This window comes from Mucilaginibacter aquatilis, assembly GCF_009755275.1.
In the GTDB taxonomy this organism is placed as follows: Bacteria; Bacteroidota; Bacteroidia; order Sphingobacteriales; family Sphingobacteriaceae; genus Mucilaginibacter; species Mucilaginibacter aquatilis.
Map to the genome: position 1 here is coordinate 244,495 of NZ_WQLA01000005.1, position 21,885 is coordinate 266,379.

Here is a 21,885-nt window from a genome sequence, read left to right on the forward strand (position 1 = left end):
GTGTTATCTTATGCCGTAAAATATTCTTATGCCTTGTATAGCCTTGCGGTTTCCGTCAAACGCTATACCGTAATCAACCCTGAATATAAAGCGTTGTATACCAATGTAAGCTTCGGTATAACTCCCTTTTACAGGCTGCATAAGGCCGGTATTACTTATTGGAGTGCTGTTTTTACCCTGGGCAAGATAATTTACTCCTATCAGTTCTTCCAGTTTAAGCTTACGTACCAATGGTATTTTACTCAGGAAGTTGCCTGCAAAATTATGTTCGTAGTGCGCCTCAATAAATGAGCGGTTAGTACTAAATTCATAAAATGGAAGAAAATGGAAGCTGCCGATAGTTGGATTAAAGGTTGTTCCCTGGTTACCAAAGAAGTGGTTGTAATCCATAAAATACAAGCTCTTGCGGTTAAGGAATGTACCAGCGGTTATCTTGAAAGCCGAGAAACCTATAAGTCCTATTTTCATGCGGTCGTCAAACACATCTAACGATGCAAAATCATAATTTACATCTGACCCAAGCACACCGTTGATGCCCTTACGGTAATTAAGCCTGATTTTTGGATATAACGATGGCTCGAAGTACTTTCCATCGGGCCTTACTACATATTGTTGTCTGAAGGTGTAGGTTAACGAAGCCTTGGCAGTAAGCGCCTGGTTGGTTGGGAACAACATTGACTCTACGGTTGGCGGGTTAGCTAAAGGATTGTTGGCCGTATATTGCTTGTTTTTGTTATCAAAAATATGGTTAAAAGATGTGTTGTACAATTGCTGGCGCTCGGCATATGACACCTGCGTATTCAGCAATAAGCCGTTTGTTAGCTCATGTTGCCACGCAACTACGCCAAAATGTGTACGGTACAGTTTAATGTAGTTATTTTCATATAGTAAAGAGCTAAGCGTATTAAACAACAGCGACCTTGTGCCTGCATTATTTAAATCAAGAACATCGCTACCAAACCTTGCCGATAGTACCGATTGGGTGGAAGGGTTATAATTGTAGGTAAAGCCAACATTGGCATTAAACATTTTTGCTGCGAAGCCATACCTCAATTCGGGCGTAACGCTAAACGACTGTCCGTTATCAAAGCCCTTTATGTAATGAACTTTGGCGTTTATACCCCAACCCTCAACCGTATTATAAAACACAGTTTGTAAAAAAGGTTCAAGGTAAAATGATTGCCGCTTTTCGCGGTTGTAGTTCTGATATCCGAATATCAGATAGCTCAACGGACTGAAGCCATTACGGCTCTTATTTAATGAGTCGAGATATTCAGGCGTGTTTTGAATGGCAAATATGCTGTCCTTTTTCTTGTAGTCGCGCTCTTCAAGTGTGGTTAACGGAACAGGCCGGTTGTTTGCCCAGTAGCGTCCATTTTTAGCACTTGCTTGTGTATCCACACGCATTACCTCCCCGTTAAAAAATCCTTTTGGAAAGCTTGGATTAACATTGTAATTATTGTAAATGGCTAAATAATATCCTTTAAATTTAAAGCCAAGTACATCGCCATGAAAATCAAACAAGGTAGATGTTGGCAGCCAAACACTGTCATTTATTGGAATATACTGCTGACTGATGTTCAAGGTATCAACCAGGTTAATGTTAGCCTGCTCTTTGGTTAAATTCAGGTCAACGCCGTATATGCGCCAATCCCCTTCCACTACATAAACATTTCCCTGGTATACAGCTTCGTTTTTACGTTTTGGTATCACCTGTATTTTGGCAATACGCCTGCCGCTTTTTACCGATCGGCCAACTAGCTTGTAGTTATAAAAGCGTTGTGCATTTGATGCAAACGGCGATACAAATGCGCGGCCACTTAGGCCCTCAATATCAAAGTTGTTTTTGTAAAAGTTAACCTGCAAGTCAGATGCTTTGTTATAACTAAAAGCAGTATTTTGTCCGGCTGTTTTTGAGGCAATCATTTCCTCTTTTACATAGTCGGGGTTTTTGAAATTGTATTTCGAAAGCGATTCTGACTGGTATAAAATGCCTCTCCCGTTTACATCAAGTTGCAGCATGCGCCTTACATCACGGGTCATAAGATTTTGCGGAGCTTTGGTAAGGCGTTGTACACCCTTTACAAAAACTACGCATGAATACTCATTAACCTGCTTTAAATAATACTCGCGCTTATCGATTACTTTGCTGATAATGTCGTCACCTGCATCCTTTTCGTCACCTGTACCGGTTTCGGCCTGTAACGCAAATGGCTCGTTGGCAAGGGTCATGTTCAACTCCTCATCGTGGCTGGTTACCGTAATTTTCTCCGTCCTCTCCAGGTTGCCCACATACCTGAACACAACATTGTATGTGCCCGGGGTAAGCTTGAACTCGTAAAACCCGTCTTCGTTGGCGGTGGTGCCGTAAGTGGTATTGCGTATATAAACCGATGCAAAAGAGACAGGGTTTCTCTTTTCATCAACAATTTTGCCCGACAAACGGTAGGTTTGAGCACATACCTGCAACGTAGCGGCAATAAAAAAGGCGAATAATAAAGGTGCTTTCATGAATCAGATATTTATGTATATATCTTTTGTGCTGAAAATGTTTGTTTTAGAGCTAATTAATTTCTAATGAGTAGCAGTTATCAGTAATAAATCATTAATGCGTAACTTTGTATTTTAAAAACTCACACCCATGTATAACACCCTGAAACCGGTTTTAGAGCAGGAATTGGCCGAGATTGAAAAGGCCGGACTATATAAAAAAGAGCGTATTATTACCTCTCCTCAGGCTGCCGATATAAAAGTGCTGGGCGGGCAGGAGGTTATAAACTTTTGCGCTAACAATTATCTAGGCCTGTCATCACACCCCAAAGTGATTGAGGCAGCAAAAAAAGCAATTGATGATCATGGCTATGGCTTATCCTCTGTTCGTTTTATTTGCGGTACGCAGGATGTACACAAAGAGCTGGAAGCAAAACTTTCAGAATTTTTAGGAACGGAAGACACCATCCTTTACGCTGCTGCTTTTGATGCCAACGGCGGAGTTTTTGAGCCATTGTTTAACGATCAGGATGCCATTATATCCGATGAACTGAACCATGCATCAATCATTGACGGTATACGTTTGTGCAAAGCGCAGCGCCATCGTTACAAACACGATGACATGGCCGATTTGGAAGAAAAACTTAAAGCAACCCAGCAACTGCGCCACCGCATAATTGTAACTGATGGGGCATTCAGCATGGATGGTACCATTGCGCAGTTAGATAAAATTTGCGATCTGGCCGATAAATACAACGCCCTGGTAATGATAGATGAAAGCCATTGCTCTGGTTTTATGGGTAAAACCGGTCGTGGTACCCATGAGCACCACAACGTAATGAATCGTATTGATATTATCACAGGTACTTTGGGCAAGGCATTAGGCGGTGCATCGGGCGGTTTTACATCAGGCCGTAAGGAAATTATTGATATGCTGCGCCAGCGCTCGCGCCCGTATTTGTTCTCAAATACTTTGGCTCCCTCAATTGCCGGTGCATCAATCACTGTTTTGAACATGCTAAGCGAAGCCACAACATTGCGCGATAAGTTGGAGACCAACACCCAATACTTCCGCCGAAAAATGACCGAAGCGGGCTTTGACATTAAACCGGGCGTGCATCCAATTGTGCCGGTTATGTTATACGATGCCAAACTATCGCAGCAATTTGCTGCCCGTATGCTCGAAGAAGGTGTTTACGTAATAGGTTTTTATTACCCTGTAGTACCACAGGGCAAAGCACGTATCCGCGTACAAATTTCGGCAGGGCATGAGCAAGAGCATTTAGATAAAGCTATTGCTGCGTTTACCAAAGTAGGTAAGGAATTAGGTGTAATTAAATAAAGCTTTTAAAAGACGTATCTTTGCCAGGTAAGGCTAACTATAATGCAGGAATTAATTGATAAATATACCGCGGAGGTTGAGGCATTTTCACCGGCAAATGCCGACGAATTGGAGACTTTCCGTATTAAATTTTTAGGCACCAAAGGTTTAATTAAAGACCTTTTTGAGCAGTTCAAAAGCACTACACCCGAAGAGAAACGCACCTTAGGTAAAGTGCTTAACCAGTTTAAGCAATTAACTGAAGCAAAACACCAGGAACTCAAAGAGCAATTTGATTCGCAGCTTACTACAAGCACCAACCAGCAGGATTTGACTTTGCCCGGCGAAGGTTTTGCTGTGGGTTCACGCCATCCGTTGTCGCTGGTTCGCAATGAAATTATTGACATTTTCAAGCGTTTAGGCTTTGTTGTAGCCGAAGGACCTGAAATAGAAGATGACTGGCATAATTTTTCTGCGCTTAACTTCCCAGAGGAGCACCCTGCCCGTGATATGCAGGATACTTTCTTTATCACCAAAGATGGTGGTCAGGATAGTATTGCCTTGCGCACACACACTTCATCGGTGCAGGTACGGATGATGGAAAACGGCAAACCTCCGTTCCGCGCCATTATGCCGGGCCGTGTATACCGTAATGAAGCTATCTCTGCACGCGCTCACTGCTTTTTTCACCAGGTTGAGGGCTTGTATGTGGATGAAAACGTATCATTTGCCGACCTGAAGCAAACGCTTTTTCACTTTGTGCAGGAGCTTTATGGCGAAGGTACCAAGGTTCGTTTCCGCCCTTCGTACTTCCCGTTCACCGAGCCATCGGCCGAAATGGATATATCATGCACCATTTGTAAAGGTGCCGGCTGTAATATGTGTAAACATAGTGGCTGGGTTGAAATTTTAGGTTGCGGTATGGTTGATCCTAACGTACTTGAAAACTGTGGCATTGATAGTAAAAAATATACCGGTTTTGCATTTGGTATGGGCATTGAACGTATTACCAACCTTAAATACGTTATACGCGATTTACGTCTGTTCTCGGAAAATGATGTGCGCTTTTTAAAGCAATTTAAAACCGAAATAGTGTAATTAATGAGGATATTGGTTTGCCTGATAGGGCTTATACTAACACTTACCGCATGTGGTAAACAAGACCAAAGCTATATACCTAGTGTTGCGGTCAACTATCAGGCACCACTTACCGACCCTCGCTTAAGCCGCTTGAATGCAATAGGCGGCTCAGTAACCGTTCCGGGCGGCGTATCAGGTATCATTATTTACAGGGCCTCAGCCAGCAGCTACGTTGCGTTTGACCGCTGCAGCAGCTATCAGCCTGAAAGGCGCTGCGCCGTAACCATTGATGATACCGGCCTTACCGCTACAGACCCCTGCAGCGGTTCAAAATTTTTATTGAGCGATGGCTCTCCGGTTAAGGCACCGGCAACACGCTCACTGCGCACGTACAGCGTGTCAGTTAATAATGTTAGCATATTTGTGTATAATTGATACATGGAAGCCGATAAAATAAGAGAAAGCATAAAGCGTTCGGCCCAGGAGCTGTTTCGCAAATTTGGCTACCATAAAACCAGTGTTAATGAAATTGCCAAGAGGACTAAAATAGCCAAGGCAACCATTTATAAGTATTTTGAAAGCAAGGAGGCCATTTTGCACTCACTGCTAATGGATTACATACAGGTGAGTGTGGATGAACTTATTCATACCGATACGCCCGATATGGATGAGGAAACACACCTTACTAACCTTATCATGAAAACCTGCCGTTTATCTTACACCGTGTGTAATGAGTTCATAGGCTGGGACTTCATCCGTGAGTCAACTAACTCTCAGGAATTTTTGCGTAACCTTTCAAATGAGTTAGAAGATCTTTTGGTAAGCTCGTTTATGCGCCTTACAGGTATGCGTAAGCATGAAAGCTATCAACAGCGCATCAGGTTTTTAATTAAGTGCAGTAAAAATATTGTTTTTAGCTTTGCCTTTACTTCGGTAAGTGACGCTGATGTACGCAAGAATTTCGTATCCTTTCAAAAAGAAATTTTGCCTTATTTGGTTAAGGCAGCCATTACCGTAAATTAATAATTATTCCTTATCGCCTTCTGCAGGAGGCTTAGGCTTCATCATACCTGGATTAAAGCGAGGCTTATATGGCTGCTTTGCGGGCGGTGTGGTTGGCGCAGGAGCAGTACTTTCTTCTGCTTTAGGTGCAGGAGTTACGGCTTCAGTGGGTTGAGCAGTTTCTTTTGTTTTCTCTTCTTCAGATGGTGCCGACTTGGTAGTAGTTACACCGGCCTTAAACCGTGGCTTAAAACCTAATTTAGGTGCAGCAGGTGCTTCCGGTTTTTCATCTTCGTTGGATGACACTTCTGTTGAAGCCTCTTCCGTTGTTTCCTTGCTACTTTCTGATATGGACTCAGCAGGCTTTTCCTCTGTCGGTTTGGTAGTAGTTATACCAGCCTTAAAGCGTGGTTTAAAGCCTAATTTTGGCGTCGTAGGCTGTTCTACTGACTCCACTGCTACATCAATAGCAGGTTTGTCTTCCGTGTCAGCCGTTGTGTTTTCTAGTGCAATATTAGCGGGCTTTTCTTCAACAGGCTTACTTGTAGTTATGCCAGCCTTAAAGCGTGGTTTAAAGCCGGGTTTGACAGTTGTGCTTGCAGGCTTATCTGTAGCTGCATCAACCGAAGCATTTTCTTTTGCAGTTTCAGTATCCGTGATAGCACTATTGCTTTCCGTTGATGATTCAACAGGTATAGAATTCTCGTTGACCGGTTTGCCTGTAACGCCAGCCTTAAATTTCGGCTTAAAGCCCAATTTGGCAGGTTGTGCAGCAGGAGAAGTGCTATTGTCATTGGTTGCCTCAGATGCCGGTGTAGGCGTTACCTCTTCTGCCGGTTTGGTAACTCCTGCTTTGAAACGAGGCTTGAAACCCATTTTTACAGGTTCGGCAGCAGGTTTCGATGTTGCTGGTGCTTCGGCTGGTTCTTGTTTGGCCTGATCTGTAGTTTGCGGTAAGGGAGCGTTTTCAGCAGGTTTGGGTACTGGTGTTGTTCCTGCTTTAAACTTGGGCTTGAAACCTAACTTATCAAGTTCACCCTGTGGTGTTGGCTCGGTTAAAGCGTCGGCCACGGTTTGTTCGGCAATTGGGTTCTCAAGGCGAACTTTCTCTTCCTTAACCTCTACAGGTAGTGGATACTCATGGCGTAACTTATTAAACCAGTACTTTTTAGTATGGTCAAAGCTTTTCTCGCCCATCTGCGCATAGTGCTCTTTAAATTCCGAAAACAAGTCCGGCTGCCCTTGTTCAAGGGTAGCAAGATTTATTTTCTTCTTTTTAAAAAACTCTTCGAATAACATGGATGGATTTCGGAATTCGGATGTTTGACTTTGGATTTGTTCTTGCTTGCCAAGCAATGTCATTTCAAGGAACGAGAAATCTTTTCGAGCGGGTAACTTATCAACTAGAAAAGATTTCTCTCTGTCGTTCGCAATGACAGGTATGGTTAAAGAGTAAGGCCATAGCCAAAAGTCTTGGCTCTTGGTTCTTAGCTCTTGACTCTAAAAAACTACTCCGCCATATTATGGTAAACCGCCTGTACGTCATCGTCTTCCTCCAGCTTGTCTATAAGCTTAAGTACGTCGGCAGCGGCTTCTTCGCTAATTTCAGTAGTTGATAACGAAATACGCTCCAACTTGGCCGATTTTAGTTCAATACCTAAACCTTCCAAAGTCTTCTGCATTTTACCAAAATCTTCGTAAGCAGCGTGAATTACGGCAACGTCTTTGCCTTCTTCATCGGTTTCCACAAAAAGTTCTTCCAAGCCTGCGTCGATTAGTTCAAACTCCAGTTCTTCCAAATCACGCTCTCCCGGGTCAAAACGGAAAACCGATTTACGGCTGAAAATAAAATCTAATGAACCGGTTTTGCCTAGTGTGCCGCCAACTTTAGTGAAGTAGCTGCGTACGTTGGCCACAGTACGGTTAGTGTTATCGGTTGCAGTTTCAACCAGTACGGCTACGCCATGGGGTGCATAACCTTCGTATACTAATTCTTCGTAGTCTTTCTCGTCTTTGCTGGATGCACGCTTAATAGCAGCCTCAACACGGTCTTTAGGCATGTTTACCGCCTTGGCGTTTTGCATAGCGGTACGCAGGCGCGAGTTGCTTTCGGGGTTTGGACCGCCATCTTTAACGGCCATCACAATCTCTTTACCTAAACGGGTAAACTGAACGGCCATCTTGGCCCAGCGCTTAAATTTTCTTTCTTTTCGGAACTCAAATGCTCTTCCCATTATATAGCAAATAGTTAGTTGTTGTTAGTTATTATTCCCAGCCTGTCATTCGAACGAAAAAAAACCTATACGCCAAAAAGCAGCTTTAACAGGATTTCTTATTGTCACTCGATAATAACAATCGGAAACAGACTACAAAACTAAACTATTCTTTAAATTTTTCAGCATTTCGCTGGTAAGGCGTTCAATATCATATTCCAGTTTCCAATCCCAGTCAGTTTTTGCGTAGGTATCATCAATAGATTGCGGCCAACTATCTGCAATAGCTTGTCGAGGGTCGTTATCGGCATAGGTAAGTGTGAACTCTGGTATTTGTTTTTTTATTTCGGCGGCAAGAGCTTCAGGGGTAAAGCTAATTCCACCCAGGTTGTAGCTTGAGCGTATGGTAATGCACTCGTCAGGTGCATCCATAAGACTTAACGTAGCGCGGATGGCATCATCCATATACATCATGGGTAATGCCGTATTGGCCGATAAGAAGCTTTGGTAAGTTCCGCTTTGTAACGCTTCGTGAAAAATATGCACGGCGTAATCGGTAGTGCCTCCACCTGGGTTAGTTTTCCAGCTGATAAGGCCGGGGTAACGTATACTGCGTACATCGAGCCCATATTTGGCGTGGTAGTACTCGCACCAGCGTTCGCCGGCCAGCTTACTAAAACCGTAGACTGTGTTAGGATCCATTACGCAGTACTGTGGTGTATTTTGTTTTGGCGAGTGCGGGCCAAATACTGCAATAGAGCTTGGCCAGAAAACTTTCTTTACTTCAAATTCAACAGCAAGATCGAGCACGTGGATAAGGCCGTTCATGTTTAAATCCCAGGCCAGTTTTGGCTTTTGCTCGCCAACGGCCGAAAGTATGGCGGCCAGCAGGTATACCTGTGTGGGGCGGTACAGTTCAAATATATGTTGCAAGCTGTTTTTGTCAAGCACGTTTGCAATTTCAAAAGGGCCGCCATTGCGTATGGCATCAACCGGTGCGTTTATATCAGAAGCAATAACATGATCTGCGCCATGTTTTTTTCGCAAAGCTAAAACCAGTTCGCTGCCAATTTGCCCGTTAGCTCCTATTACCAATACCTTTTCGCTTGTTGCCATATAATATTTGGATGTATACAAATTTACAAAAATGCTTGTAAACGTTTTATAATATGGATTTAAAAGTTTAGCTGTTATCGGATTTATCAAAAAGCATTCACAAATAGTTATAAAGATCCTTTTTACTGCCAAATTAAATTCGGTTGAAAATACATGGTTTATCAAGGCTGCAGTCTTCAAAAACCTTATAAATAAAGCGTTTAAGGCTTTTTTTGTTTAAAAAAGCCTACATTTGAAAATTAACATTTTTATTAATTACATAATTTATTCGAGAGACAATGAAAGTCGCAGTAGTAGGTGCTACCGGTTTGGTAGGCACTAAAATGTTGCAGATTCTTGAAGAACGCAACTTTCCGGTAACAGAATTAATCCCCGTGGCATCAGCAAAAAGTGTAGGTAAAGAAGTTACCTATAAGGGCAAGCCATATAAGGTGGTAACTGTTGAGGATGCGATAAAGCAGAAGCCCGATATTGCCTTATTTTCGGCAGGGGGAAGCACTTCATTGGAGCAGGCACCTTTATTTGCCGAAGCGGGCATCACCGTTATCGACAATTCATCGGCCTGGCGCATGGACCCAACCAAAAAACTGGTTGTACCTGAGGTTAACGCAGATGTATTAACAGCCGAAGATAAAATCATTGCCAACCCCAACTGTTCAACCATACAAATGGTAGTGGCCTTAAAGCCCCTGCACGATAAATATAAAATTAAACGCGTAGTGGTATCAACTTACCAATCAGTTACCGGTACCGGTGTAAAAGCTGTTGATCAGTTGTTTAATGAGCGTAAAGGCATTGATGGCCCTAAAGCTTACCCTTATCAAATTGACCTGAACGTGTTGCCACACATTGACGTGTTTACGGAGAATGGGTACACCAAGGAAGAAATGAAAATGATCTTGGAAACCAAAAAGATTATGGGCGATGACAGCATCCGCGTTACAGCAACAACCGTGCGTATTCCGGTAATGGGCGGTCACTCAGAATCTGTTAACATTGAATTTGAGAACGACTTTGACTTGGACGAGTTACGCACACTGCTGAGCGAGTCGCCGGGTATTGTTGTGGTTGATGATGTTGCCAACCTGAAATACCCAATGCCTTTAGATGCTCACGAAAAAGACGAAGTGTTTGTGGGCCGTTTACGCCGTGACGAAACACAAGATAACACATTGAACGCATGGATAGTATCAGATAACTTACGCAAGGGTGCTGCAACCAATGCCGTGCAAATTGCAGAGTACCTGGTAGCTAAAAACCTGGTAGGTCAGGCTGTAGAAGCTTAAGCCCCCCAGCCCCCTGAAGGGGGAGTTGGAGAAATATATTGAAAGGGATAGTCTTTGTGGACTATCCCTTTTTTGAATATTATCGTTTATGCTCAACCAGCACGTTCCTCTTATCCTCATAAAACAATATAACTCCGCTTACAAAAATCATTAATAAGGTTACAAAGCTGTAATGTTTTAATATGTCAGTGAGGGTTTGGCCTATTACATTTTTAGTTATAAGGTTGGTGAGCATGCCAAGTACACATATAATTACCAATAATGCTGTTTGCCGTTCTTTTAAAAGTATAAAGCACAAATAGGTATAAATAAACCCGGTACACACATGGTGATGCGCCCACACCCGCCCGGGTAGTAACAGCGTAATCATATATATGAGGGATATATCAGCTAATGAAAGCTCTTCATTTTTACGAACATAACGGTCATAAGCAACCTTTAGCGTAAGCAATAGTATGCTTATAATTTGAAACACGAGTATAAAGTGTTTTAAGGTTACACTGTTTAAGTGAAATAGCGGCTTAATACCTACTGCCATATTACCGGTATTCATTTTATTGAGCAATGCCGGTATACCTAAACTAATTATGTTTTCATCAATTTGCCCTTTGCTAAATGGAGCCACAAAGGCTTCATAGTAATCCTTCCAGTCGGTAATGCCGGTATGCACCCCGCGTAACAGTGCCGGAATCACAATAAAAGGCAACGCTGTTAAAGCTATTTGTGGCCAATGTTTGGGTCCTCGTTTAATGGCTGCAAAAACAAGGAACAGTACAGGGGTAATCTTGAAAAAGGTTCCGGCCATAAAAAACACGTAGCTCCATCCATACTGTTTACGCTTATAATACAATACACCAAGTAAAGTAAGGCATAGCACCGGCAAATTCGAATTCATCCAAATGAAGTTGTGCCAGTAAAAGCAGGCCGAAAGTGCAATTGCCAGCCCTAACGGCCACTTAAAATGCTGACCGGGGTAATACTGCTGCATAATTTTATGTACCAGTACAAATGAGCTTATCCACAAACCATAATTAACAAAAAAGGTAAACAGGAACGCCGATACATGAAACGGCACAAGTGAAAATAGGCTGAAAAATAGCGCAGCAAAGGGAGGATAGGTAAAACCACCATCAATTAAACCGGGAGTATACAATTTGTTACCTGCTAAAAAAGCTTTCCCGGTCTCCCAATAAATGTAGTAATCGCCTTTAACGTCGGCTCGCATACCTCTGTTAAACGATATTATAGCAAAGGCAATAGTAACTACGGTTAATAAAGCAAGGTATACTTTTTTGTTATGCATGCATGCGCCGGTAGATGTGGCGCTTCAAAACTAAGTATTTGTATTTTTTTAACCGACAACACATTGTTATTATCAGTGGTGATATAAAAAAGTTACTTTTGATTGGTATGATTTCTTTTTCTCACCGTGTGTTTTTAGAGGTTGCGGCTAATTTGAGTTTTTCAAAGGCAGCGCAGGTATTGTTTGTAACGCAACCTGCCATAAGCAAGCATGTAAAAGCACTGGAAGATCAATATAAGCTCCCTTTGTTTGAGCGAAAAGGAAACAGCATTGTACTTACCGAGGCAGGCACAAAACTACAAGAGTATCTTTTGCAGGCTACTGAAATTGAACGTAAAGCAGAGTATGATATGGCTTTGCTAAGCAATCAATCTTACGCGGCGGGGCATTTGCGCTTAGGGGCAAGTACTACTATAGCCTTATACATACTTCCGCCTATTCTTTCGGGTTATCAGCGTAAACATGCCAATGTTGGCGTTCAACTGGTTAACCGTAACTCGGAGTATATTTTAAATGCGCTGTTAAATCACGAAGTAGATATTGGCATTATTGAAGTAGACAATAAACTCACTAATGTATCATATCAACCCTTTATGGCAGATGAGGTGATTCCCGTTTGTTCGGCAAAAAGCCCGCTGGCAGGTAAATCGCTTACCTTAAAGCAGCTCACCAAAACTCCGCTTGCCCTGCGCGAGCGAGGCTCCGGAACTTTGAATGCCTTGCTGCGTTCACTAGCAGAGCATCATGTAAAACCGGCCGATTTGTTAGTTAAGATACGACTGGGAGGAACTGAAGCACTTAAAAATTTTCTATTAGCCGATCAGTGCCTTGGGTTTATGCCCCGCCCATCCATAAAACGCGAACTCGCCGAAGGCGACCTTGTGGAAGTGCCAGTTGAAGACTTGAAAATAGTAAGGAACTTTTATTTTATACGCCGCAAAGGTACCGAAGACTATGGGCTTACAACCAACTTTATCAATTATGCGTTGGAACATTAATTTAAATTTCTTGAAACTTTAAATTTTTAACCTTGTAGTATTAAAGGTTCAATTAAACGAATTAAAACATACTACTATGGGAACATTGAATAACCGTAAGGTAGCCATCCTTACAGAAGAAGGGTTTGAGCAGGTAGAGTTAACCAGCCCTAAACAGGCGCTTGAAGCAGCAGGTGCAACGGTACATATCATATCGCCACAAAGCGGAACTATTAAAGCCTGGGATAAAGACAACTGGGGTATTGAGGTTAATGTTGACAAGTTATTAACCGATGCAAGTCCGGATGATTATGATGCACTGGTATTACCGGGCGGTGTATTAAACCCCGATAAATTACGTCAGAATAAAGATGCGGTAGCATTTGTATCGGCCTTTTTAGATGAGGGAAAACCATTAGCAGCTATATGCCATGGCCCCCAGATGCTAATTGAAACAGGCTTAATTAAAGGCAGAAAAGTAACATCATACCCATCATTACAAACCGACTTGCAAAATGCAGGTGCCGAATGGGTGGATGAAGAAGTGGTAACGGATAACGGGTTAGTAACCAGCCGTACACCTGCCGATTTAGATGCGTTTAACAGAAAAACCATTGAAGAAATTGGTGAGGGCGTACACGAAACCAACTCATAATAGCCAATTAAAAAATAAAGCCATCTTAAAAGCGTTGTTTTTAAGATGGCTTTATAATGTATATTGCCGTTGCTAAATTAATTTATTTCTATGCTCAATATTCGACCCGCTACCCTGGCCGATGCCGATATCATTGTGAAAATAGCACATCAAACCTGGTGGCCTACCTACCGTTCAATTTTATCAACAGAGCAAATTACCTACATGCTTGATGCCATGTATGTATCAGATAAGGTTGCTCATCAAATTGACGAAGGCGAACAAACATACATTTTACTGGAAGAAGAAGGTACTCCTGTTGCCTTTGCGTCATACGGTTTGCGCAATGATGACGAAAATGTTATTAAGCTGCATAAACTATACTGCCACCCAACTACACAAGGAAAAGGTTATGGCCGTAAATTAGTTGATGCGGTAGTTGAAGCCACACGCCAGGCTGGAATTAAAACGTTGGATTTAAACGTAAACCGCAACAACAAAGCAAAAGATTTTTATCAGAAATTAGGCTTCACCCTACTGCGCGATGAGGACATTCCTATTGGCCCTTACTGGATGAATGACCATGTAATGCGCAAAGAACTTTAAGCGTCGCTTGCTTTCGTATATAAATCTAACTCGCGGCCATCAACCCATACGGGCTTTGCATAAATAAAGCCAAGTTTGGTTAATAATTTTATTGATCGTTGATTATCGGGTTGCGTTATAGCGGCCACAACAGGCCAGCCAAATACATTAAATGCATAATTTATTGTTGCCAATGCGGCTTCGCTGGCATAGCCGTTACCCTCAAATTGAGGAAGGAGGGCATAACCTAAATCTGCATAAGCAAGGTATTCACGTTTTAACAAACCACACATGCCAATGGCCTGCCCCGATTCCTTTGACTCCATCATGTAAAGGCCGAAGCCGTTAATGGCGTAATTCATTAAAATAACCTTAACCAGGTAATTATTAGCTTCGGCAATAGTTTGTATACCTCTGTCTCCTATATATTGCTTCCAGGTAGGTGTATTAAGCAGTTCAACAATAAACGGAGCATCGTTTATGCTGAATTTTCTTAATACCAGTCTTTCGGTCTCAAGAATGATTGACATTATGCTGAATTTTCTATTAACCAAAAAGCCACAGGTAAATTGTCCTGTGGCTTTTATTTATATGCAACACTTAACTATCTGTCCAATTTTGGTATGCGTGTAGGCGTATCTTTACCAGCTACAATACTGCGCGAGCTTAAAGCGATGGCATGTATGGTTGCGGTGATATTTTTTACATCCAACGAGCTGTATTCGTCCTTAACGCTGTGATACAATTTATCGGTATCAATTTGATCGGTTGATATGGTATGCGCCGGTACTCCTAAACGGGCCAGGGTGGCATTATCGCTGCGGTAAAATAAATCCTGCGCCGGGTATGGGTCCGGGTGAAAAGTGAAGGCTGTACCTTGCAGGTTGCTTTGCAAAATTTTTCCAAAATCAGAGCGCTCATAACCAGTAATAAACGCGGTGTTTTTTCCAAACTTCGATTCTTTACCAATCATTTCAATGTTAAACATGGCAACTACTTTGTCGGGATTTAGCTGTTGAGAAAAATAACGGGCTCCGTAACCACCAATTTCCTCAGCGGTAAAGGCAACGAATATCAGCGTACGCTCATTATTTTTAAGCTTGTTAAAGTATTTAGCCAAGCTTATCATGGCAGTTGTGCCTGATGCGTCATCATCGGCACCGTTTGCAATACTATCACCTTGCATAGCAGGTAAAATGCCTAAGTGATCATAATGCCCCGAAAACACCACATATTCATCTTTTTTGCTTTTTCCCGGAATCATACCGGCAACATTAAATATCGGTGGATTTTGAACCTCGGTTTTGTAGCTGGCCTTAAAGTTTTTTACTTCGCCAAAACTGCCAAGTACCATCACTACCTGCTGCGCCGACGCTTCTGCAGGCTTGCTCATTGAGATTGAACCGCTGTTAAAACGCTGACGTAACTGGTTAAATAAATCCTTATGTGCCTGATCAACTAAAACAAGCGTTTTTTTATTACCACGGAGATAAGTACGGTACTCTGTCCTGAAGTTTTTGTCGGCATCAATACGCGCAACTTCAACATCGGCATTGTTATCCCAATTAAAAGAGCTACCCGCATAAACGGCTACATTTTGTGCGTCAATACTTTGCCCCTCAATTGTGGCGCTGCTTTCAACAGGTGCAGTGCGGTAAACTGTAAAGTTTTGTCTAAAACCCTTCTCTCCGGTTAAGGGCTGCAAACCAGCCTTTTTAAACTCCGCCTCAATAAAGGTTGCGGCCTTATCTATTCCGGGCGTAAAGGTGCCACGTCCCTGCATCTCATCGGCCGATAGCGTCTTGATGAGACGCTGCACATCGGTTTCGTCAATAAGTTTATTGATATCTTGCGCATAACTGCTAAAACCGGCAGCCAGCAGCGCAATAGCTGCTACATACTTTCTCATCACTTTATTTAATTTTCGAATTTAACCAATTATTACGAAACTGCATTTGCGCAGCAGAAGGTTCTTTACCAGCAGCCTCGTAAGTAACAACCTCAAAAGCCGGGTTTTCTTCCAGCGTTACCACCGTTTGGTGATTGCCGGCCCTGTTTTTATAATTCACGGTAATTTTATCACCTGGCCTTTTTGCATTTATAGCATCGGCAAGAGCCTGGCCGTTAGCTTGTATGGTGTTACCGTCAACATTTAACAGCACATCGCCGGCATCCAGGCCTGCTTTATAAAACGGGGTATTCATAGCCAAACTTGTACCAATAAGCAGTCCGTTGTTGTCTACACCAATAGCCTGTCCCGACCGCCCACGACCTCCGGCACCACTAAGCGCACCCGCCCACGCCTTTCCGGCCTGTGCTTTACGTAAAATGAGTGCTGCATTATCTAAAAGCTTAGCGTAATCGTTTTTTTCAAACCCGTTTATGTACCGTTTAAAAAAATCAGCAGCAAAAGCGGCATCCTTGGTAAAAGCGGCCAATACATTTTGTAAATCAACTATGGTATACGGCTTTTCGGGCTTACCATGTGTTAACCATATGGCACGCATATAATCATCAAGTGTTAACTTAAATTGGCTGCGCAGGCGTAAGTCAAGCGCTAGCGCTGTTGCACCACCATACGTATAATAGCTGGTAAACACATTGGCATTATTATTTTGATCAATTGATGTACCTGCATCGGCAAATACAGCATAACGGCTCATTTGGGCAGGTGAATAGTGATTGGCCGCAGGTGATATCAGCACCGTGTTTACTAATCCCGCAATTGTGCGGTTATGATCGGTTAAAGACATCAGCCCGGCACGTTCTAAAATTAAGCCGCCATAGTATTGAGTGAAACCTTCGGCAAACCAAAGCTCATTACTCATATTAGCATGCGTAAAATTAAAGGGCTCTAAAGTTTTTGGGCGTATACGTTCCACATTCCAGCTATGGAAATACTCGTGCGAAAATGTACCTAACAACCGCACTTCATTACCCGCAATTTTAGGTGTAGTTTGTACAATACTGGTTGAGTTGCGGTGCTCCATACCATCACCTGCATTGCTCGAAGCTACGTCATGTAGGAATACGTAATTACCGTAATCATATACAGGCAACTCGCCAAAAACAGCTTGGGCCTCAAGTGTAACTTTTTTTACCATTTGACCAAAGCCGTCAATAGTTGCCTGATCGTCGTCGCTATGCGAAGTTAAATGTATTGCCTGCTTTTTGCCGTCGGCATTCACAATGTCCCAGCTGTACTTTTTGTATGGCGCCAACGATGTTGGACTATCCATCATGTACTGAAAATTTGGTGCTGAGTATACATTGCCTGATTGGGGCTTAAGCTGCGTTGCTACCTTCCAGCCATACTTATCCAAATCGTTAAACTTGAAAGTTAATGGACGCTTATCCATGCCAACTACCCACATAAAAGCGGCGGGCATATTTAAATGCGCGTTACTAGCATCAATACCAACATAAGTACCGTCCATGTGATTGCCAAATAAAGTATAGGTAACAATCACCGTGCTGCCGTGGCTGGCAATTTCCCAAACATCTCCTTCAATTTGCTTAACGCTTAGCGGCTTATTGCTTTCGCCAACAGCTTTTACGTTATAAACGTTTTTACCAAACTCGTGCGTGGCATAACGCCCCGGCGATGATCGGCTCATTCTGAAGCGCATAACACCAGCAGGGACTTGCGGCACCCTCATGCTTATTTCAGCTTCGTGGTGTATGGCGTTTGGAAAAGAAACGGTATAAGATATTTCGCTTTGAGCTAAAGCAGTAGCCGACAACAGCAAAGCCGTGGCCGACAGGATAAGATTTTTCATTTGAGCTTAAAGTAGTTTCGGGTTTGAAAATACTAAATTTTAACGAATGAAAAATGTTGTTTAACGAAAGTTACGTAATGTTTTGATAGCTGCCACTAGCTATCAAAACATTATCAGGAGTTATAACTAATTCTCCCGCACCATGCGCTCAAGAGCGTCAATCCACAAAGGTGAGTCGTTCAGGCTTTCTACCAGTTGTACGTGCTCACCACCTGCGTGCTTAAATTCTTCATCGTACTCAACCGATACCTCGAAAATTGTTTCCAAACAATCGGCCACAAAGGCCGGGCAAAACACTAACAAGCGCTTTACGCCTTTCTTGGCTAACTCGGCAATTACCTCACTGGTGTAAGGCTGCATCCAAGGGTCGCGGCCCAGGCGCGATTGGAATGTAAGTGTATATTTTTCTTTAGGAATGTTCAAACGCTCTGCAATAAGGCGGGCAGTTGCATGGCTTTGCGCGCTGTAGCAAAAGCGGTTAGCGCCGGTAATAGTTTGGCAGCAATCGGCAGATTTAAGGCAGTGCTTACCGGTTTCATCAGCCTTAATCATTTGCCGCTGCGGCAAGCCATGAAAGCTGAAAAGCACATGATCGTACTCTTCGGGCTTATGTTTTGCACCATTTTGCGCAAACGCCTCTATAATAAGGTCGTCATCATAATATGAATTTACAAAGCTCATGGCAGGTATAGTTTGCCACTTGCTTACAATTTCCATTACTTTTTGATGCACTGAACCTGTTGACGCAGACGCGTACTGTGGAAACAATGGAATTACCTGTATTGATGTTACCTGTGCTGCACGCAACTTAGCCAGGGCCGATTCAATTGACGGGCTTTGATAGCGCATAGCCATCTCCACATGATATTCGTCACCAAGACGTTGCTTTAAAAGTTCAGTAGTTTTAACAGTATAAATCATTAACGGCGAACCTTCTTCGGTCCATATCTCTCGGTAAGACTTAGCCGACTTAGGAGCGCGAAAAGGCACAATTATACCTTTGATGAGCAGGAAACGGTTAAATGCATTAATGTCTATAACCCGTTCATCCATTAAAAACTGATCGAGGTAACGTCTAACCGCCGGTGTTTCGGGATTATCGGGCGTACCTAAATTAACTAATAAAACTCCTTTTTTCATCTATATGTCCTAAACCCTTTTAAAGAGCATTTTAAGGATTGCAAATATCCTATTTATTTTGTCAAACTAAAGCAATACTGGCATTGCAGGTTGTGATTTTAGTCACGCAACTGAACACAAACCATCATGACTTTGCCTTCCATAACATCCACCAGGGTGTGCCTGGCGAGGCGTGATGTTCATAATGATAACCAAAAAAATAGCACGAAAAGAATGCTACTACATGGTTTTTCTTTTGCGACGTGGAATGATACGGATTATCATGTTCGCCTTTATGAGGCTTATATGTACCGAAGTAAAAAAGCTGTAAAGTGCTAAGTAACGATGGCACCACCCAAAATAAAATAAGGTTAGGTTGCGCAATCCATAGCTTAAGCAAGTTGAATAAGGCGGCCATAAATATCACCTGCCACACGGATAAGTAATTACGTATAAACCTTATATACCAAGCCCAAAAACCACCATGGTGATAGTCAGGATCATCATTGGTGTGAACGTGACTATGGTGTTTGTGGTGTTTTTTTAAAAGCGTTGGATACCAAAAAGCAGCGTATAAAAACGTGGTGATATAACCGGCAGCATTATTCACCGCCTTGTTTGCAGATACGGTTCCATGCATGGCGTCATGCGCGGTAATAAACAACCCGGTATATAAGTGCATTTGCACCAGTATAAATATATAAAGTAATGGGTTGGTGAAACTTACCTGCCATTGCATAAGCAGTATGGTTGATGTAAGCCAAAGGCCGATTATAACCAAAGCAACCCCCACTCCTCCTGCCGGATAAGTTTTTTTAACGAAAGGGGTTTCGAGTGCCATTATTAAACTAACGTAGGTATTAGTGAAATGTTCCCTTTTAGGTAAGTAGTAAATCTTAATATCTTTCCAGCTCAGCTTTTACCTGCTCCATAAGCCACATTGGGGTTGATGTAGCACCGCTAATGCCAACAGTATCGCCGGCGTTAAACATTTCGGGTGAAAGTTCATCAACTGCCGATACAAAGTAAGTATCGGGGTTATGTTTGCGGCATACCTCAAACAACACTTTCCCGTTTGATGACTTTTTGCCCGACACAAATACAATTTTATTGAAGCGTTTGGCAAAATCAGGCAAGTCTTTGTCGCGGTTTGAAACCTGGCGGCATATAGTATCATTTGCCTTTATATCATATCCTTTAGCTAACAAATGCTCCTTTATTTGGTAAAATTTATCGGTGCTTTTAGTTGTTTGACTGTAAAGGGTAATTTGCTGCGGCAACTCAAGCGTATCAAGCTCAGTAATATCCTGAAAAATTAACGCTTCATTATTAGTTTGCCCTTGCAAACCAATTACTTCGGCATGGCCATGCTTACCAAATATTACAATATTCTCCTTGTTATCATGCGATGTTTTGATGCGGTTTTGCAGTTTAAGCACAACAGGGCATGATGCATCAATCAACGTAATATTGTGCTCTAAAGCAAGCCGGTAAGTTTCAGGAGCCTCACCATGTGCACGTATGAGAACTTTCTCATTATACAAATCAGCAAGCTGGGTATGGTCTATAATGCGAAGGCCTTTCGCCTTTAAGCGTTCCACCTCTTCGTCATTGTGAACAATGTCTCCAAGGCAGTACAGGTAACCATCTTCAGCCAAAATCTCTTCGGCCATATCAATGGCATAAACCACGCCAAAGCAAAAACCCGAATCCTGGTCAATTTCAACCTGTAATTGATACGCTCCCATAGGGCAAATTTACGCTAAAAATTTTAATGAAGTAGATTATGGTAAACCTGTAAATAATAAAGGCGCTTATTAAAGCGCCTTATTAAATTATACTGGTCTTACCGACGGCTGCTTTACCGTGGATGACTTTCGGGCTGTTGACGGCTTTTTACCGAACAAAGATTTTACACGCCCCCAAACTGAAGTTACCGAATCTTCACTTATATAGGTTGATGCCTTTTGAGATAGCAAGCCTACAACAGTTTTAATGATGATGTTAGATTTTTTAAAGAGTGTTTTATTGAGCGCAATAGGCAATACAAATCTTGATATAAGTCCAATTACATCAGGCGAAATAAATGACCCTATGCCTCCACCCTCTCCTTCGGGAGCTTTTGGAAATGCAGAGCGGATAGACGAAAAAATGGCCGAAGGACTGCTGAAGCGTTGCTTCAAAACCATTTCCTGCTCCTGCCTGCTTTTCTCAAGTCGTATAATTTCTGACTGCAGGTCAAATATGCTTTTTACGGTTATGGCATCCATCTTACTTAAATATTTTGCTGATCAGCAGGTTAACAATCGGCTTCTCGATGCTTTTTTTAGCGGTGATAACAACAATTGCTATCAGCAGATAAAACAAAGCCACTATGCCAAATCCTTTCCACGCCGCACCTAAAACATCACCTAAAAACAATGCCAGTGTAAACGTAGCAAACAAGAAGGTTAGCAACAGGCTAAATACGAGTACCACAACGGTAACCAAACTTGCAGCAACTGAGGTGCTTTTCTCAATGGTTTTGTATTTGGCCAGTAAAAAGCGCGTTTCTGCGTAATCTTTCAGCTGGTCGAGTATATTGGGTTGTGGTGCTTGTTCAGCTTTTTTTTCTTCTTCCATTTATAACTCGGTATATAGTTACCGGCTGTGTAGTACAGCCGGTAAAGTTATGTTAATTATGCGTGTTCCAGGTCGTCCTGATATTCGGCTTCTTCGCCGTTTAGCTTGGTTTTGATGTTATCAACCACCTTTGTTTTTAAACCGGCTAAACGGTCAATTTCGGCAGCAGCAGTTTCTTTAATGCTTTCGCCAAGGTTTGCTAATGACTCTGATAGCTTATCGCGGGTTTCGGTACCTTTATCAGGTGCAAATAAAATCCCTAAAGCAGCACCGGCAGCAATACCTGCAAGCAATGCAATAGCTACTTTAGCGCCATCGCCCATACCGGTATCTTTTTTTAAACCAGGTATTTTGTTAA

At 42.4% G+C, this 21,885-nt stretch carries 22 protein-coding genes; 8 read left to right on the top strand and 14 right to left on the bottom strand.

Annotated elements, in window-relative coordinates:
- Positions 1-3: 3 nt before the first annotated feature.
- Complete coding sequence (locus GO816_RS13730; RefSeq protein ID WP_157542507.1) at positions 4-2,511, bottom strand: DUF5686 family protein; 2,508 nt, start codon at positions 2,509-2,511, stop codon at positions 4-6.
- 130 nt (positions 2,512-2,641) lie between these two features.
- Between GO816_RS13730 and kbl the strand changes: the two genes are divergently transcribed.
- Genes kbl through GO816_RS13750 form a run of 4 tightly spaced genes read left to right on the top strand, consistent with a single transcriptional unit; the run spans position 2,642 to position 5,914 of the window.
- Positions 2,642-3,832, top strand: coding sequence for a glycine C-acetyltransferase (kbl, locus tag GO816_RS13735; RefSeq protein WP_157542508.1), 1,191 nt, complete (start codon positions 2,642-2,644; stop codon positions 3,830-3,832).
- A 42-nt stretch (positions 3,833-3,874) separates the two neighbouring features.
- Positions 3,875-4,909: a phenylalanine--tRNA ligase subunit alpha gene (pheS, locus tag GO816_RS13740; protein WP_157542509.1), complete on the top strand. Its 1,035-nt coding sequence runs from the start codon at positions 3,875-3,877 to the stop codon at positions 4,907-4,909.
- A gap of 3 nt (positions 4,910-4,912) precedes the next feature.
- On the top strand, positions 4,913-5,326 hold the full coding sequence (locus GO816_RS13745) for a Rieske (2Fe-2S) protein (protein WP_157542510.1): 414 nt from the start codon (positions 4,913-4,915) through the stop codon (positions 5,324-5,326).
- 3 nt (positions 5,327-5,329) lie between these two features.
- On the top strand, positions 5,330-5,914 hold the full coding sequence (locus GO816_RS13750) for a TetR/AcrR family transcriptional regulator (RefSeq protein ID WP_157542511.1): 585 nt from the start codon (positions 5,330-5,332) through the stop codon (positions 5,912-5,914).
- 3 nt (positions 5,915-5,917) lie between these two features.
- On the opposite strand, the gene GO816_RS13755 is transcribed toward GO816_RS13750, so the two are convergent.
- The 3 genes from GO816_RS13755 to GO816_RS13765 all read right to left on the bottom strand — a co-directional run bounded on the left by GO816_RS13755 (position 5,918) and on the right by GO816_RS13765 (position 9,222).
- Entirely contained in the window at positions 5,918-7,192 is a 1,275-nt protein-coding gene (locus tag GO816_RS13755) for a hypothetical protein (protein WP_157542512.1), read from the bottom strand.
- A 209-nt stretch (positions 7,193-7,401) separates the two neighbouring features.
- On the bottom strand, positions 7,402-8,127 hold the full coding sequence (locus tag GO816_RS13760) for a YebC/PmpR family DNA-binding transcriptional regulator (RefSeq protein ID WP_157542513.1): 726 nt from the start codon (positions 8,125-8,127) through the stop codon (positions 7,402-7,404).
- Between the two features lie 132 nt (positions 8,128-8,259).
- Positions 8,260-9,222 (bottom strand): NAD-dependent epimerase/dehydratase family protein, encoded by a 963-nt coding sequence (locus tag GO816_RS13765; protein ID WP_157542514.1) that lies wholly within the window; start codon positions 9,220-9,222, stop codon positions 8,260-8,262.
- Positions 9,223-9,500: 278 nt separating this feature from the next.
- On the opposite strand from GO816_RS13765, the gene GO816_RS13770 reads away from it, so the two are divergent.
- Positions 9,501-10,508 carry an aspartate-semialdehyde dehydrogenase gene (locus tag GO816_RS13770; RefSeq protein WP_157542515.1) on the top strand — a complete coding sequence of 336 codons (1,008 nt, stop codon included), beginning with the start codon at positions 9,501-9,503 and terminating at the stop codon, positions 10,506-10,508.
- A 79-nt stretch (positions 10,509-10,587) separates the two neighbouring features.
- Here GO816_RS13770 and GO816_RS13775 read toward each other — a convergent pair whose 3' ends face one another.
- Positions 10,588-11,811 carry a glycosyltransferase family 87 protein gene (locus GO816_RS13775; protein ID WP_157542516.1) on the bottom strand — a complete coding sequence of 408 codons (1,224 nt, stop codon included), beginning with the start codon at positions 11,809-11,811 and terminating at the stop codon, positions 10,588-10,590.
- Between the two features lie 107 nt (positions 11,812-11,918).
- Here GO816_RS13775 and GO816_RS13780 point away from each other — a divergent pair, with 107 nt between their 5' ends.
- The 3 genes from GO816_RS13780 to GO816_RS13790 all read left to right on the top strand — a co-directional run bounded on the left by GO816_RS13780 (position 11,919) and on the right by GO816_RS13790 (position 14,028).
- Positions 11,919-12,809, top strand: a complete 891-nt coding sequence (locus GO816_RS13780) for a LysR family transcriptional regulator (protein WP_157542517.1) — start codon at positions 11,919-11,921, stop codon at positions 12,807-12,809.
- A gap of 76 nt (positions 12,810-12,885) precedes the next feature.
- Positions 12,886-13,443, top strand: a complete 558-nt coding sequence (locus GO816_RS13785; RefSeq protein ID WP_157542518.1) for a type 1 glutamine amidotransferase domain-containing protein — start codon at positions 12,886-12,888, stop codon at positions 13,441-13,443.
- Between the two features lie 90 nt (positions 13,444-13,533).
- Entirely contained in the window at positions 13,534-14,028 is a 495-nt protein-coding gene (locus tag GO816_RS13790; protein ID WP_157542519.1) for a GNAT family N-acetyltransferase, read from the top strand.
- Here the strand turns inward: GO816_RS13790 and GO816_RS13795 are convergent.
- The 9 genes from GO816_RS13795 to GO816_RS13835 all read right to left on the bottom strand — a co-directional run bounded on the left by GO816_RS13795 (position 14,025) and on the right by GO816_RS13835 (position 21,850).
- On the bottom strand, positions 14,025-14,537 hold the full coding sequence (locus GO816_RS13795) for a GNAT family N-acetyltransferase (RefSeq protein WP_157542520.1): 513 nt from the start codon (positions 14,535-14,537) through the stop codon (positions 14,025-14,027). The genes GO816_RS13790 and GO816_RS13795 overlap by 4 nt on opposite strands.
- 74 nt (positions 14,538-14,611) lie before the next feature.
- Positions 14,612-15,916, bottom strand: coding sequence for a M20/M25/M40 family metallo-hydrolase (locus tag GO816_RS13800; protein ID WP_157542521.1), 1,305 nt, complete (start codon positions 15,914-15,916; stop codon positions 14,612-14,614).
- Between the two features lie 4 nt (positions 15,917-15,920).
- Positions 15,921-17,786: a M61 family metallopeptidase gene (locus tag GO816_RS13805; RefSeq protein WP_157542522.1), complete on the bottom strand. Its 1,866-nt coding sequence runs from the start codon at positions 17,784-17,786 to the stop codon at positions 15,921-15,923.
- A gap of 126 nt (positions 17,787-17,912) precedes the next feature.
- Entirely contained in the window at positions 17,913-18,926 is a 1,014-nt protein-coding gene (hemH, locus tag GO816_RS13810) for a ferrochelatase (protein ID WP_157542523.1), read from the bottom strand.
- A 124-nt stretch (positions 18,927-19,050) separates the two neighbouring features.
- Positions 19,051-19,746: a fatty acid desaturase gene (locus tag GO816_RS13815; protein WP_157542524.1), complete on the bottom strand. Its 696-nt coding sequence runs from the start codon at positions 19,744-19,746 to the stop codon at positions 19,051-19,053.
- Positions 19,747-19,801: 55 nt separating this feature from the next.
- Positions 19,802-20,653 carry a 4-hydroxy-3-methylbut-2-enyl diphosphate reductase gene (locus tag GO816_RS13820; RefSeq protein ID WP_157542525.1) on the bottom strand — a complete coding sequence of 284 codons (852 nt, stop codon included), beginning with the start codon at positions 20,651-20,653 and terminating at the stop codon, positions 19,802-19,804.
- A gap of 87 nt (positions 20,654-20,740) precedes the next feature.
- A complete protein-coding gene (locus tag GO816_RS13825) occupies positions 20,741-21,175 on the bottom strand; it encodes a hypothetical protein (RefSeq protein ID WP_157542526.1) in 435 nt (144 codons plus the stop codon).
- A 1-nt stretch (position 21,176) separates the two neighbouring features.
- Complete coding sequence (locus GO816_RS13830) at positions 21,177-21,527, bottom strand: phage holin family protein (RefSeq protein ID WP_157542527.1); 351 nt, start codon at positions 21,525-21,527, stop codon at positions 21,177-21,179.
- A gap of 56 nt (positions 21,528-21,583) precedes the next feature.
- Complete coding sequence (locus GO816_RS13835) at positions 21,584-21,850, bottom strand: YtxH domain-containing protein (protein ID WP_157542631.1); 267 nt, start codon at positions 21,848-21,850, stop codon at positions 21,584-21,586.
- Positions 21,851-21,885 lie beyond the last annotated feature (35 nt).

Bases quoted from the DNA above. Each gene is read 5' to 3' on its own strand.
- GO816_RS13730 (WP_157542507.1), bottom strand. From the start codon at position 2,511: ATGAAAGCACCTTTATTATTCGCCTTTTTTATTGCCGCTACGTTGCAG.
- kbl (WP_157542508.1), top strand. From the start codon at position 2,642: ATGTATAACACCCTGAAACCGGTTTTAGAGCAGGAATTGGCCGAGATT.
- pheS (WP_157542509.1), top strand. From the start codon at position 3,875: ATGCAGGAATTAATTGATAAATATACCGCGGAGGTTGAGGCATTTTCA.
- GO816_RS13745 (WP_157542510.1), top strand. From the start codon at position 4,913: ATGAGGATATTGGTTTGCCTGATAGGGCTTATACTAACACTTACCGCA.
- GO816_RS13750 (WP_157542511.1), top strand. From the start codon at position 5,330: ATGGAAGCCGATAAAATAAGAGAAAGCATAAAGCGTTCGGCCCAGGAG.
- GO816_RS13755 (WP_157542512.1), bottom strand. From the start codon at position 7,192: ATGTTATTCGAAGAGTTTTTTAAAAAGAAGAAAATAAATCTTGCTACC.
- GO816_RS13760 (WP_157542513.1), bottom strand. From the start codon at position 8,127: ATGGGAAGAGCATTTGAGTTCCGAAAAGAAAGAAAATTTAAGCGCTGG.
- GO816_RS13765 (WP_157542514.1), bottom strand. From the start codon at position 9,222: ATGGCAACAAGCGAAAAGGTATTGGTAATAGGAGCTAACGGGCAAATT.
- GO816_RS13770 (WP_157542515.1), top strand. From the start codon at position 9,501: ATGAAAGTCGCAGTAGTAGGTGCTACCGGTTTGGTAGGCACTAAAATG.
- GO816_RS13775 (WP_157542516.1), bottom strand. From the start codon at position 11,811: ATGCATAACAAAAAAGTATACCTTGCTTTATTAACCGTAGTTACTATT.
- GO816_RS13780 (WP_157542517.1), top strand. From the start codon at position 11,919: ATGATTTCTTTTTCTCACCGTGTGTTTTTAGAGGTTGCGGCTAATTTG.
- GO816_RS13785 (WP_157542518.1), top strand. From the start codon at position 12,886: ATGGGAACATTGAATAACCGTAAGGTAGCCATCCTTACAGAAGAAGGG.
- GO816_RS13790 (WP_157542519.1), top strand. From the start codon at position 13,534: ATGCTCAATATTCGACCCGCTACCCTGGCCGATGCCGATATCATTGTG.
- GO816_RS13795 (WP_157542520.1), bottom strand. From the start codon at position 14,537: ATGTCAATCATTCTTGAGACCGAAAGACTGGTATTAAGAAAATTCAGC.
- GO816_RS13800 (WP_157542521.1), bottom strand. From the start codon at position 15,916: ATGAGAAAGTATGTAGCAGCTATTGCGCTGCTGGCTGCCGGTTTTAGC.
- GO816_RS13805 (WP_157542522.1), bottom strand. From the start codon at position 17,786: ATGAAAAATCTTATCCTGTCGGCCACGGCTTTGCTGTTGTCGGCTACT.
- hemH (WP_157542523.1), bottom strand. From the start codon at position 18,926: ATGAAAAAAGGAGTTTTATTAGTTAATTTAGGTACGCCCGATAATCCC.
- GO816_RS13815 (WP_157542524.1), bottom strand. From the start codon at position 19,746: ATGGCACTCGAAACCCCTTTCGTTAAAAAAACTTATCCGGCAGGAGGA.
- GO816_RS13820 (WP_157542525.1), bottom strand. From the start codon at position 20,653: ATGGGAGCGTATCAATTACAGGTTGAAATTGACCAGGATTCGGGTTTT.
- GO816_RS13825 (WP_157542526.1), bottom strand. From the start codon at position 21,175: ATGGATGCCATAACCGTAAAAAGCATATTTGACCTGCAGTCAGAAATT.
- GO816_RS13830 (WP_157542527.1), bottom strand. From the start codon at position 21,527: ATGGAAGAAGAAAAAAAAGCTGAACAAGCACCACAACCCAATATACTC.
- GO816_RS13835 (WP_157542631.1), bottom strand. From the start codon at position 21,850: ATGGGCGATGGCGCTAAAGTAGCTATTGCATTGCTTGCAGGTATTGCT.